At 65.3% G+C, this 13,245-nt stretch carries 9 protein-coding genes; 3 read left to right on the forward strand and 6 right to left on the reverse strand.

Annotated elements, in window-relative coordinates; all coding sequences use genetic code 11:
- Window positions 1–91: 91 nt before the first annotated feature.
- Window positions 92–1,753 (reverse strand): DEAD/DEAH box helicase, encoded by a 1,662-nt coding sequence (locus PCO31010_RS06500; RefSeq protein WP_150663568.1) that lies wholly within the window; start codon window positions 1,751–1,753, stop codon window positions 92–94.
- Window positions 1,754–2,091: 338 nt separating this feature from the next.
- On the opposite strand from PCO31010_RS06500, the gene PCO31010_RS06505 reads away from it, so the two are divergent.
- Window positions 2,092–3,015: a LysR substrate-binding domain-containing protein gene (locus PCO31010_RS06505; RefSeq protein WP_150663569.1), complete on the forward strand. Its 924-nt coding sequence runs from the start codon at window positions 2,092–2,094 to the stop codon at window positions 3,013–3,015.
- A gap of 54 nt (window positions 3,016–3,069) precedes the next feature.
- Here the strand turns inward: PCO31010_RS06505 and PCO31010_RS06510 are convergent, their stop codons facing one another.
- From PCO31010_RS06510 to mprF, 3 genes are all read right to left on the reverse strand, one after another.
- Window positions 3,070–4,377, reverse strand: coding sequence for a solute carrier family 23 protein (locus PCO31010_RS06510; protein WP_150663570.1), 1,308 nt, complete (start codon window positions 4,375–4,377; stop codon window positions 3,070–3,072).
- A gap of 250 nt (window positions 4,378–4,627) precedes the next feature.
- Window positions 4,628–6,412: a virulence factor family protein gene (locus tag PCO31010_RS06515; RefSeq protein ID WP_217426145.1), complete on the reverse strand. Its 1,785-nt coding sequence runs from the start codon at window positions 6,410–6,412 to the stop codon at window positions 4,628–4,630.
- Window positions 6,409–9,159 (reverse strand): bifunctional lysylphosphatidylglycerol flippase/synthetase MprF, encoded by a 2,751-nt coding sequence (gene mprF, locus PCO31010_RS06525; protein ID WP_150663573.1) that lies wholly within the window; start codon window positions 9,157–9,159, stop codon window positions 6,409–6,411. Before mprF ends, PCO31010_RS06515 begins: the two co-directional genes overlap by 4 nt.
- A 570-nt stretch (window positions 9,160–9,729) precedes the next feature.
- On the opposite strand from mprF, the gene PCO31010_RS06530 reads away from it, so the two are divergent.
- A complete protein-coding gene (locus tag PCO31010_RS06530) occupies window positions 9,730–10,929 on the forward strand; it encodes a serine hydrolase domain-containing protein (protein ID WP_174984446.1) in 1,200 nt (399 codons plus the stop codon).
- Here PCO31010_RS06530 and PCO31010_RS06535 read toward each other — a convergent pair.
- Window positions 10,901–11,263 carry a GIY-YIG nuclease family protein gene (locus PCO31010_RS06535; RefSeq protein WP_246184489.1) on the reverse strand — a complete coding sequence of 121 codons (363 nt, stop codon included), beginning with the start codon at window positions 11,261–11,263 and terminating at the stop codon, window positions 10,901–10,903. The two genes, PCO31010_RS06530 and PCO31010_RS06535, sit on opposite strands and share 29 nt — an antisense overlap.
- 106 nt (window positions 11,264–11,369) lie before the next feature.
- Here PCO31010_RS06535 and PCO31010_RS06540 point away from each other — a divergent pair, with 106 nt between their 5' ends.
- Window positions 11,370–12,824, forward strand: a complete 1,455-nt coding sequence (locus tag PCO31010_RS06540) for an SLC13 family permease (RefSeq protein ID WP_150663575.1) — start codon at window positions 11,370–11,372, stop codon at window positions 12,822–12,824.
- On the opposite strand, the gene PCO31010_RS06545 is transcribed toward PCO31010_RS06540, so the two are convergent.
- Complete coding sequence (locus PCO31010_RS06545; protein WP_150663576.1) at window positions 12,788–13,225, reverse strand: hypothetical protein; 438 nt, start codon at window positions 13,223–13,225, stop codon at window positions 12,788–12,790. The two genes, PCO31010_RS06540 and PCO31010_RS06545, sit on opposite strands and share 37 nt — an antisense overlap.
- Window positions 13,226–13,245: the final 20 nt, after the last annotated feature.

Below are 13,245 nucleotides of genomic sequence, written 5' to 3' on the forward strand. Positions count from 1 at the left end.
TGCCGGGCGGCATCTCTCAGACCCATGCCGCAGCTCAAATTCACCGGAATGTTGAGCTGCGTGCACATCGTCGATGCCTCCGGCGAAGCGCTTAATCGCGCTTCGGTTTGCCCATCAGCAGCGCGCCACCGGCGCCGTCGCGGCGCGCCGGACGCGGACCGCGCTGGCCGAAGTCGCCGCGCTCGCCGCCACCGCTGCCGTTCTGCGTGCGCGGTGCGTTCTGTCCCTGACGCCCATTGCCGCCACCTTGTGCGGCGCGCGCGGGTGCGCGCTGAGCGTCACCCGGATTGCCCGGACGCTTCGGTGCCTGTTCGCGGCGTCCGGCGGACTGCGCGACGTTGATGCTGTTGCCAGCATTACCACCGTTCCCGCCATTGCCACCATTGCCACCATTCCCGCCCTGACGGCCGCTGCGTTCGCCCTCGCGACGCGGCTTTGCTTCACCGCTCTGGCGCGCGCCACGGCCACCGTCACGAGATTCGCGAGGCGCACGTACGCTTTGACGCGCGTCGTCGCCACCGCCATTGCGGCCGCCACGACCACCGCCGCCACCTGCGCCACGACCGTTACCCTGCTGATTCTTGCGAATCGGCTGTGCGACGGCGTGCGGATCCGGCTCAAAGCCCGGAATGACTTCGCGGTCGATGGTTCGCTTGATGAGACGCTCGATTTGCTGGAGCAGTTGATGCTCGTCCACGCACACGAGGGAGACGGCTTCACCGTTCGCGCCTGCACGACCCGTACGGCCGATGCGGTGCACGTAGTCTTCCGCCACTTCCGGCAGATCGAAGTTCACGACGTGCGGCAGTTGGTCGATGTCGATACCGCGCGCAGCGATATCGGTCGCGACCAGCACTTGCAGCGTGCCGCTCTTGAACTCGGCGAGCGCACGCGTGCGTGCGCCCTGACTCTTGTTGCCGTGAATGGCGAGTGCGGGAATGCCGCCCTTCGTCAGTTGCTCGGCCAGACGGTTCGCACCGTGCTTGGTGCGCGTGAAGACCAGCACCTGAAACCAGTTGTGCTCGCGCACGAGGTGTTCGAGCAGTTCGCGTTTGCGATCGCGGTCGACCGGATAGATCTTCTGGTCGACGGTCTCGGCCGTAGTGTTGCGACGCGCGACTTCGATCAGCGCGGGCGACTTAAGCAAGCCGTCGGCCAACTGTTTGATTTCGTCGGAGAACGTTGCCGAGAAGAGCAGGTTCTGGCGTTGTGCGGGCAGCACGGCCAGCACACGACGGATATCGCGAATGAAGCCCATGTCGAGCATGCGATCCGCTTCGTCGAGCACGAGAATTTCGACGCCGGACAGATCGACCGTCTTCTGTTGCATGTGGTCGAGCAAACGGCCCGGCGTGGCAACGAGGATGTCGACGCCGCGTGCGAGTTGCTTGACCTGCGGCACCATCGACACGCCGCCGAACACGGTCATGGAGGTCAGACGCAGGTACTTACCGTATTGCGTGACGCTCTCTTCGACCTGAGCGGCCAACTCGCGCGTGGGGGTCAGCACGAGAGCGCGCACCTTACGCTTGCCGTTGGCGGCAGCCGGTTGCGAACGCGACGAGAGCATTTGCAGGATAGGCAGCGTGAAGCCTGCCGTCTTACCGGTTCCGGTCTGTGCACCGGCGAGAAGATCGCCGCCTTGCAGAACGGCCGGAATCGCTTGCAGTTGAATCGGGGTCGGCTGCGTGTAACCGAGATCGGCTACCGCACGCAAGATGTCGGCCGACAGGCCGAGCGTTTCAAAAGACATATAAAGACCAATGCGCGGACTCCACGATGTGTGTCCCCGCGCGTATCGATGTTGTTTGTTCTTGATGGAATGCCCGCGTGGGCGTGCGACACGCATCGCGCTCATCCGGGCGACGCGTCTGAAGACGCCAGCAAGACGACCCGCCAGCGGATGAAACTCTGGGGCTTGGCGGGCGAGACCGTCGCGGGTACGGCCGTGTCTTGAAAGCGCGTAGTTTACCATGCGCCCTTGCCCAAGTCAGTCGACATCGCGCCCGGACGAACCGCTACACTGATGGCACACCGTCCTGCATCCGTGCCCAGCGCCTGTCCATCTCGTGCCCATCTCGTGTATCTCTCATGCGATTTGACCTGACCGATCTGCGTCTTTGCCTCCTGGTGGCCGAAGCCGGCAGCATCACCGGCGGCGCCGAGCGCGCACATCTCACACTGGCCTCCGCCAGCGCCCGCATTCGCGGCCTTGAAGAGACGCTGGGCGTTGCGTTGTTCATGCGCCATCCTCAGGGCGTCGTGCCCACGCCCGCCGGACGCGCTCTGCTTGCGCACGCTCGACGCGTGCTGCTTCAAATCGAGCAGATGCGTGGCGAACTCGGCGAGTACGCCGCTGGCCTCAAGGGCAACGTGCGCATCGCGTCGAACACGGTCGCCATGTCCGAATTCCTGCCCGATCTGCTGGGCGCGTTCCTCACCGAGCATCCCAACGTGGAAATCGCCTTGCGCGAACAGACAAGTCCCGCCGTCGTGCAGGCCGTACTCGAAGGCGCAGCGGACATCGGCGTGGTATCCGACTGGATCGAGCTGACGGGGCTGGAGACGGTGCCGTTCCGGCAGGACCGTCTGGTGATCGTTACGCCGCCGGGACACGCGCTGACAGCACACGAAGGCGTGGCGTTTGCCGACGTGCTCGACGCGGAGTTCATCGGCCTGCCCGCGCAGAGCGCGCTGGCCGAGCACATCGACGGTCATGCCAGACGCGCGGGACGCGCCCTGCACTACCGCCTGCGGCTGCGCGACTTCGACAGCCTGTGCCGTGCGGTGGCGACGGGCGCTGCGCTGGGCATCGTCCCGTTGAGCGCCGCCCATCGCTCAGCCGCCGTACTGGACATCGGCATCGTGCCGCTGATCGACCCGTGGGCGCTGCGCACGCTGGTGCTGTGCATGCGCGAGCGCGACGCCCTGCCCGTCTACGCACGCCAGTTGCTCGATCACTTGCAAGCGCCGCCCGTCGACACCAACCACACAAACAAAAACGGCACGACGTAATTGTCGTGCCGCTTTAGTCTCACGCCCCGGTACTCACAGGCGTAGGGTGAACCGTTACATCGCCGCCGGGCGCGACGCACCGCGTCCGCGCAGCAAGGCGTACAGAATGATCGCGCCGAACGTCGCGCAACCGATGCCGCCCAGCGAGAAGCTTCCGAACTTCAGCGTGAAGTCGCCCGCGCCCAGCACCAGCGTCACTGCCGCGACGATCAGGTTGCGATTGTCCGAGAAGTCGACCTTGTTCTGCACCCAGATGCGCGCGCCAGCCACCGTAATCAGACCGAACACCACAATCGATACGCCACCCAGCACCGGCCCCGGAATCGTCTGGATCACTGCGCCGAACTTCGGCGAGAAGCCCAGCACCAGTGCCAGCACCGCCGCGACCGCGAACACCAGCGTCGAGTAGATCTTCGTCACGGCCATCACGCCGATGTTCTCGGCATACGTCGTCACGCCCGTGCCGCCGACGCTGCCCGACACGATGGTCGCCAGCCCGTCGCCAAGGAATGCGCGCCCCATGTAACGGTCGAGGTTCTGTCCCGTCATGGCGCTCACGGCCTTGATGTGCCCCAGATTCTCAGCCACCAGAATGATGGCGATGGGTGCGAGCAGCACCATCGCTTCCGGCTTGAACACCGGTGCGGCGAAATGCGGCAGACCGAACCACGCGGCGTTGGCCACGACAGCGAAGTCGATGGGCTTACCGAGTCCCATGCCGTTCGTCAGCACGGCGTAGAGCACGTAGGCGAGCAGCAGGCCGACCAGAATCAGCAGACGCTGGACCATGCCGCGCGCGAACACGGCCACGAGACCTACGCACAACACCGTCGCCAGTGCCATCCACGTGTCGAAGCTGGTGGCCGAGACGCCCTTGACCGCGACCGGGGCGAGGTTCAGGCCGATCACCGCGACGACCGCCCCCGTCACGACCGGCGGCATGAGCGCTTCGATCCAGCGTGTGCCGACGACCATCACGATCAGCCCGATGATGGCGTAGAGCACCCCGCACGCAATGATCCCGCCGAGCGCGACGGGAATGTTCAGGTTCGGGCCGCTGCCCGCATAGCCCGTCACCGAAATGACCAGACCGATGAACGCGAAGCTGGAGCCGAGATAGCTGGGCACGCGTCCGCCGACGAGCACGAAGAACAGCAACGTGCCGATACCCGACATGAAGATCGCGAGATTCGGATCGAAGCCCATGAGCAACGGGGCCAGCACGGTCGAGCCGAACATGGCGACCACGTGCTGCACGCCCATCGCGATGGTCTGCGGCCACGGCAGACGCTCATCGGGGGCGATCACGCGCCCCGAGGCGGTGTCCTGCGATTGCCACTTCGGAAAGTAACCCTCGGCCATATCGATCTTCTCCTGTGTGTCGTGCCGTATCGTGTGGTCCCTACCGTGCGCATCACACGCCAAACACGCTAAGTGTGTGAGGCGATAGGGAAAAACTGGCCGCAGTGTACGGAGCGCCCGCACGGAAGGCAAGGCGAGAAAGCGCGGATACCTCGCGGTTACCCGATACGTTGGGACGGCACGACAGATGAGAGAGCGTCTGCCCGGCCGCGACCGTCCGTCGATGCCGGGCGGGGCGGACGGGCGTGGATCAACGCTTGGCGAGTCCCTGCAGGATCACGTCCGCCAGCGCGGTGTAGTTGCCGTCGAAATGGTGCCCGCCGGGCATCTTCACGACCTGCACCCGTTTGGGATCGAGTCCGGGACAGTTGCTGTCGTCCTCGTCCGCGCCATAGATGCACATCGCCATGCCATCGGGCAGACGCTCCACCTCGGGCCGGATCGGCAGCCCGTTCTGGCTCGACATCACCCAGTTGGTCATGCGGAACTCGAAATCGGCCTTCTGACCGAGTCCCATCAGCACCAGCAGGCCCACACGCTCACGCGCCGGCGGCGGCATCCGGTTGACCATGAACGGCAGCACATCGGCCCCCTGCGAGTAGCCGATCAGGATCGCGCGCTTCTTGTTCCAGCGAGTCTGATAGAAGCGCATGAGACGGTCGATGTCGAGTGCGCCCGACGCGGGGGTGCGCGCCGACCAGAAGTACCGCAGCGAATCGACACCCACGACGGGAATGCCATGCGCGGCAAGTGCCCCGGCGACATCGCGATCGAGCCCGGCCCAGCCGCCGTCGCCCGACATCAGGATGGCGAAGGTATCGGCCAGATTCGCGGCAGGTTTGCCCGTCGCTGGCACCTCGATCACGGGTAAATCGGCCACGGCCGCAGGCGGTCGCGCCGTGCCTGCCACATGGTGCGCATTCAGACGCCGGAACGCATTCTTGTACTGCGTCACCCAATCGGCCAGCACCGGCGTGGACGAAGCGCCGGTCGCCGAGGCGGACGTCGTACCGCTCGTATCCATCGCCCCCAGACTGCCCGCCAACCCGCCCACGAGCCAGTTTGAATTGGGTGTGCGCGCGGCGAACTCCTGCGCGACGTGGTCCGAGCAACGCGGTGCGCGCGCAGGACTCGCAGGGCCGCCGGACGGGCCGCCCATCGCCAGCCACGGAGCGCTCATCACCGGCGCGGGTAGCAGACGCATCGGTGCGCCGCCCGGCGTGTGTGTGATGCCGCGCCCAAAATGCACGCCTTCGCCCTGACACAGCGGGCGCGACATCGGCAGCACCGGACAGAAGTCGACGGACAACGCGCCGGAGAACGTGTCGCTACCGGCCTGCGCGAGCATGGCGTACGCGAACGTGCCGCCCACGCCATCGCCCACAAGAATCGGCGGGGTGTAGCCCGGCAGTTTGACGGCGGCCTCGACCCATCGGCCGAAGTTATCGAGATCGCCCGCCGCGTAGACGCACGCGATGTCGTCCTTGGTGTAGTTCGCCATCAGCCGCGCGGTGTCGATGCCCGCGACCAGCGCGCCGGTGTCGGCCAGCGCACGGGCCATGCGTTCGGCGCGTGGCGTCCAGCCGTCGTCGTCGGAGAAGAACAGCACCGTCGCGTTGGGTTCGCCCTCCGGCCGGAAAATGGGAACGCTCTCGAAGCGTCCGTGCGTCATGATCTCGGGGGCAGCGCCGCCCGAGCCTGCATTACCGGCGCTACGAAAGGCCGCCGCGCCAGCCGCCGCAGCTGCTGCCTGCGGCATGACCGGTGCGGGGACGCTCGACGCTGCGGCGCGCGATTGCGCCACCGGTCCGGCTTTCGGCGCGGGCTTGAGCACGTTCAATGGATTGCCGCCATTGGCTGCTGGTTCGGCGGGCTTCGACGTCTGCGCTATCGCGCAAGTGGCGGACACGGTGATCGCGAGCGCCGCCGCATACCGCGCAGCCCGCGTCATGCGCGCGCGTCCGACGTCCGGTTTCACCGATCCCGCTCGCCCGCCGTCGCCCTTGCCATCCATCGCCATCGCGCTCCCTGTCATTTCGTAATCATCCCTTTCCAGCCACCGCCCACGAGCGCGGCGACGTCGGCCAGCGTCAACATCGGTGCAATACCGCCCGGTGTCATCAGATAGCGCGCCTCCCATTGCGGATCGAATTTGTCCTTGAAGCTGCGCAGCCCCCGGAAGTTGTAGAAGCGCGCGCCGTGCGCGAACATCATCCGCCCGAAGCGGTGCCAGCGCGGCGCAAGCTGATGCGTCTCCATGCCCGACATCGGCGCCATGCCCAGACCGAAGCGTTGATAGCCCTGCGCCTTGAAATGCAGCATCAGTTTCGCGAAGAGGAAGTCCATCGTGCCCGGTGGCGAATCGGGCACCTGACGCATCAGATCGATGCTCGCTTCGATGCGCTGCACATCGGGGCACATCAGCGTGGCGAACGCGACGAGCCGGTCTTCGCGCCGCACGAGCGCCACCGGCTGACGCGCGACGTACGTATCGTCGAACGCCCCCAGCGAAAAGCCCTTCTCGCGTGTGTGCTGACGCGCAAGCCACGCATTCGACACAAGCCGCATCTCCGCCAAATGAGGCGCAACGTTCTCCGGCGGCACAATCTCCAGCGTCAGTCCTTCACGCTCACCGCGCGTCACACCATGACGCAGATTCGCACGACGCGCGCCTTGCAGACCGAACTCCGGCAGCGAGACGAACGCCTCCTCACCCAGTTTGTACGCGCGCAGTCCTGCGTCGATGTAAAGCGGCAACGCCTGCGGACGCGTCTTGTAGAACGCCGCGCGACCACCGTGCGCATCGGCCAGTTCGATAAACCGCCAGATCAGCTCCGGCCATTCCTTCTGATCGCCGACCGGGTCCGAGAGCGACACCCACGAGCGGCGATGCTTCGCGTACATGATGAATGCGTTACCCGACGGTGAGAACAGGAAGCTCTTGTCGCCCATCAGCGCGAGGCACGCGTCGGCGGCAGGTTGCTTGCGGATGACGGCCTTCGCGCGCGCCAGTTCGTCTTCCGTCGCGGGCACCATCGCGCCCGGCGATTGCCGCAGCAATTGCCATAACGACAACCCCAGTCCGATTACGGCGACGACCATCAGCGCACGCATCGAGCGCGGCGCATCGCCGTCGAACGTGAATTGCCACCAGAGTTGATTCGCGTAACCGACGCGTCGGTACGACATGAACATCAGCCAGGTACACGCGCCCAGCACCGACAGCACGGCGATGATCCAGCCCGGTTCGAACGACTGCGTGAATAGCGACGAGCGCCGGTCAAACTGCTTGCGCGAGACGAGCAGCAAGGTCGCGAGTACGGCCAGCACGAAGAATTCCGACAGCGCGATGCCCTTCGGAATCGCCAGCACCGCCGCGATGACGGTGAGGCCCAGCGAGCCCCACCACGCCGCGTCGAGCCGGTGCAGCAGTCCGCGCGCGAGGAACAGCATCGACAGCCCCGCCACGCTGCCCAGCAGGTGCGACACCTCCACGAGGAACAGCGGCACATGGCGTCTCAGGAAGTCCTCGGCATCGCGCGTTGCAGGCGTCACCCCTGAGATCAGCAGCATCACACCGGCCACGAGCGTGAGTGCCGCGAGCAAGCCGGGGAAAAGGCGCACGGCGGCACGTCCGATCGGGGCGGCCGGTCCCTGCCGCAATTCGAACGCCGCGAGCAGGCACGCGGCGAAGATCAGCGGCAGCAGATAGTAGATGCCGCGATACAGCACCAGCGCCCCCGCGACCTGACTGATCGGTGCGTGGCCGTTCGTCGCCAGCAGAATCACCGCTTCGAACACGCCGACGCCACCCGGCACGTGGCTAAGCACGCCGAGCGCCATCGCGATGGCGTAGAAGACGACGAACGTCGGCAGATCGACCACACCGGCGGGCAGCAGGCACCAGAGCGCGGCGGCGGCCATGCCGAGGTCGGCGGCGGAAATCACCAACTGACGCAACGCGAGGCGCAGCGGCGGCAACGGCATCGACCAGCGGCCGAAGATCGCGACCGAGCGTTTGCGGGCGCACAGGACGAGGAACGCGGCCGCGCCCGCCAGTAGCAGCACCGCGAAGGCCTGCAACATCCACGCGGGAATCGGCACCAGCGCCGAGACGCGCGACGCGCCCCACAACATCCCCAGCGAGCCGAACACCGTCATCCCGAGACCGAACGCCCCGGCGTTGAACGCGACGGCCTGCGCGACCTTCGAGGCATCGACGCCCGCTGCCGCGTACATCCGCATGCGCACCGTGCCGCCTGTCAGCACGCCCAGACCGACGGAGTTGCCCAGCGCATAGGCGATGAACGACGTCAGCACGACGGTCGAGCGCTTCACCTTCGCCCCGGCGAACGCCAGTCCAGAGATGTCGTAGCCGGTGAGCGCCGCATAGCTCGCCAACGTTGCCAGCATGGCAAGCACGAGGCGCGTGACCGGCGTGGCGTGAATGGCCGCGATCACGTTGTCGTAATGCACGTGTCGCAACATGTGATGCAACGCGTCGAAGACAAACAGGCCAAGCAGCAACACACCGGCGACGATCAGCCACGGGCGGGCCGCACTCCACGGAAAGCGTCTGATCAGGCGGATAGGCGCAGGCAAGGCCTGCCAGGCGGCCTCGACCGGCGACGGGGAGGAAGCACTGGGTAATTCGGGCGGGTTGCCGTCACCCCCGCCAGCGGCAGAGGCCGCAGCGCCGTGTCCGGCAGTGGCCGGAGAAAGCGCCACAGGGGAAGCTGGATCGGCGGGCCGGCTCGGGCGCGCACGGGACGGTTCAGTCATGTTTCGGTCGTTCCTTCGGCCGGCACGACGTCATCGGGACGCCGCCCTTAAGGCCTGTGGGCGAGTCGGAGCCTGTCAATCTTGGGAGATAGCTTACACCGCGATGCGTAACAGGTCTTGTCGGTGCGCCACTGACAAGGGCTTCACTTACGATGCCGGAACGCCCGCAAAACGCCGCCGGACGGGCGTCTGCGGTCGATGCTTCACGTTATGAGGAAGTTTCGGCAGCGCAATATCGGTGACGTTCGCTGCGCCATGCCCGTCGCACGGGGCTGCGCCCGGCCGATTGCATCCGCCTATCGCCAGAAATGCGCGATATATGCAACTTAATGTAAAATGCGCAGGTTTTGCTGGGTATTTACCCGAAGTTTTTCCTACACTTCGATTTCGAACATCGCCGCAAAGCGGCACGTGCGCACTCCGAACCATTCCGACTCCGAAGAGAGTTGATTCGCGGTTCGAAGTTTTGTGCGCGGGGGGAGTTAAGTAATGAACGTCGAACGGCATAGCCGTCCGGCAGCAGGGGCACGTTGTACAAAGCTATGGGCGATGTCAGGCGATTGGCATGACATGGCACGGGCTATGGGGCGTACCGGCGCGTCTGCACGCCGTGTTGTCCTGACTATCCTGCTGGGCGCTGCCACACTGATGACGGCGAGTCACGCGCTCGCCCAGACGCCGTCAAGCGCGTCGTCCGCCGCATCCGCCACCGGTGCGGTCGTCGCCCTGCCATCATCGGGCGCGGTCACGCCGATCAAGCCCGCCGTGCCGATCGGTCAGTCGACCATCGCGCAGGGTGTCGCGCAGCTCAAGGAGCGCTACAACCTCTCGCATGTCTGGCTGCGCACCGAGTCGGACGGCGGCGTCGCGCTCGAAGCCGCCACGCCGGGCGACGAAGTCCAGCAATTGCTGCCCGTCGCGAGCCTGTCGAAGTCGGTGACGGCTATCGGGATCGCGCTGCTGGTACAGCAAGGCAAGTTGTCGCTCGACGCCAAACTCAGCGATCTGCTCACCGACTACGCAAAGGAACACGGCAAGCCGCTCGACCCGTCGTTACGCGATCTGACGGTGCGACGCCTGCTCGCCCACCGCGCGGGGCTCGCAACGAACGGTTTCAACGATCCGGTCAACGGTCTGTTCAGCGGGCTGGCGATCCGTCGTGTGGGCGGTAGCGCCGACTTCTTCAACTATCTGGATGCGGGCGAGGCCAGCCATTCGACGGGCCGCTCGGACTTCGTCTATTCGAACGTCTCGTATCTGTTGCTCGGGATGGTGATCGAGGCGGTGTCCGGCGAGGATTACAAGGACTTCTGCGAGAAGAACATCTTCGCGCCGCTGGGCGTGACGGATGCGAAGCTGCCCGAAAGCTGGCGTCTGCTTGCACCGTTCGCGGGCTGGCAGATGTCGACGGGCGCGTTGCTCAAAGTGTGGCGCGTGTTCGACGTCCGTCACCCGAGTCTGCTCACGGAGAAGACGCTGCGCACGTTGTTGCTCGATAAGCAGTCGGGGCCGGTGAATTCGGATCGCGATGTGTATTACACGCTCGGCGTGTTCCTGCTGCCGGGGGCCGGGGATCGAAGCTATCGCATCAGTCACGACGGCATCGCCGACTTCTTCCGCACGCAGTCGACCTATTACACCGTGGTGGAAAAGACCGTGCCGGGTGACAGTTGGGCGCTGGTGGTTTCGCCGATTCCGTCGCGCGGCCAGTTCGGTGCGCTGCAACGCGACGTGCGACGCATCATTCGACAGGCGCGTCTGGTGCCTTGAGGGATGACTCGGCGACGGGGGCGTCGCTGAGGAAATCTGAGAAGTCGCAGACGTACGTCCCCGCAATCAGGCCGCGTTTCTGCGACGCACTCAATTGCTTGATGCGGTACTCGGCACGCGAGGCCGTCGACCGGTCGGAAAACGACAGTGAGAGCAACACCCGCGACGGCGGATACGCCCGTGTGAAGCGCGCCCCCTTCCCCGCCACATGCGCCGCATAACGCGCCTCCACGTCGACCGTGATCCCCGTGTAAATGCGTCCACCGGCACACTCCAGCAAATAGAGATACCAGGGCTTCGGTGCGGCGACGATTGCGACTTCGTTCGTTTCCAACGTCTGAATTTGCTTCTGAAGGGATGCCCGTATTGTAGTCGCACCATCCCATAGACCGAACCATGTAAGATCGCTGTTCTGGCCCATCATCAAAACGACAAGCGCCATGAACGAAACGGTTTCGTCGGAGACACTGCACGCTTCGAATCTCTTGCGTCGCGAACGATTGCGCGCCCGGTTGCGGGCGCTCGGCGGTTACGCCGCGTTCGCGCTTCTCGCACTCGCGCTTTGGGCTGCGAGTCACGGAAGTACAACGCTCGGGCTATCGCCCACGGCGGCGCAAGCGGCTGTCCTCGTGCTCTTCACCATTGGCGCGTGGGCGTTCGGTCTGTTCCCCGAACCCGTCACTACGTTGACCTTCTTCCTGCTCGCAACGCTGCTACACGTCGCGAAGCCCGAAGTCATCTTTGCCGGTTTCCATTCCGCCGCATGGTGGCTCGTCTTCGGCGGTGCCGTCACCGGGCTGGCCGTGCGCACGACCGGGCTCGGTTCGCGACTTGCGTCCACGGTGTTCGCGCTCAAGCGTCCGACGTACCCCCGCTATGTCGCGTCCGTCATGGTGGCCGCCGTCGGCCTCGCCTTCGTGATGCCCTCGACCACCGGCCGCATTCTGCTGCTCATCCCCATCGTGCTCGCGCTCGCGGATCGCATCGGTCTCACCGAAGGGCGACGCGGACGCACCGGTCTCGTGATGATGGTCGCCGCCGCGAGCTACATGCCACCGACGACGATCCTTCCCGCGAACATTCCGAACAGCGTGCTGATGGGCGCGGCCGACGCCTTCTATGGCGTGAAGCTGCATTACGCGCCGTATCTGCTGCTGCACTTCCCTGTGCTCGGAGCACTCAAGGCAGTCATTCTCGTGTGGGTCGTCTGTCGTCTGTTTCCGGACGACGGTCCGCTCACGAACACATCCACCACGACCCCGCCTGCGCTGACGAACGACGCCCGCCATCTGTCCATTCTGCTAGCGCTTGCGCTCGCAGGCTTTGCGACGGACGCATGGCACGGCATCTCCCCCGCGTGGATCTCCGTGGCTGCTGCGATCATTTGTCTGCTGCCCGCGATTCATATCGTGACGCCGAAAACCTTCACCGATCAGATGCAGATCACACCGCTCATCTACGTCGCAGGGTTCCTCGGGGTAGGCGCCGTCGTCGCGGATAGCGGACTGGGAGAGAAAGTTGCGCGGCTATGTCTGGACGCCGTGGGCATGGTGCCCGGCACGCCGGTCATCAATGCTGCATGGCTCATCGCCATCGGCGCGGCCATCGGGCTTGTGGCGACCCTGCCCGGTCTGCCCGCCGTACTCACACCGCTCGCGGGTCAGCTCTCCACAGCGAGCGGCCTGCCGCTCTACACCGTCCTGATGCTTCAGGTGCCGGTGTTCTCCACGGTGTTGTTGCCGTATCAAAGCCCGCCGATGATGATTGCGATGCACCTCGGCGGCGTCGGCATGCGCGACGGCACACGGCTGACCGTCGTGATGACGGTCATCTCGCTCGTGCTGCTTTTCCCGTTGGACTATGTGTGGTGGCGTGTGCTCGGCATGTTGCCGTAAGCTACCGGAGATGAAGACGACGACGTGTCGCGAGCGGCCATGCGACGCGTCGGAACCCCTTGATGATCGCGGCAGAACACCAGCCAGCGATCGCCGTCCTCGTCGCGCCAGAATGCGCCTTCGCGCTCCAGAATCGCGCCCAACCGAAGCCTCACTTCACGCAGATGCGCGTCGCTCACGCCCGGCAGAATCATCCCGCGCACGTAGCTCAGATGCGGCACCGTTCGCAACAACGTACGGATCAGCTGACAGAATCGCCTCACCGCCTGATCGCTTGACCGCGCATCGGCATCCAGCCGGAAATCGGTAATCGTCAGCACGTAGCCCGCAGCGACTTTGTCGAGACGATGACAAAGGGACAACTCGCCGTTCTCGACGCGTTGTCCCAGAGTAATGTGCATGCGTTCGCAGACCTCCGCGC

Source organism: Pandoraea commovens, assembly GCF_902459615.1.
Classification (GTDB): Bacteria; Pseudomonadota; Gammaproteobacteria; order Burkholderiales; family Burkholderiaceae; genus Pandoraea; species Pandoraea commovens.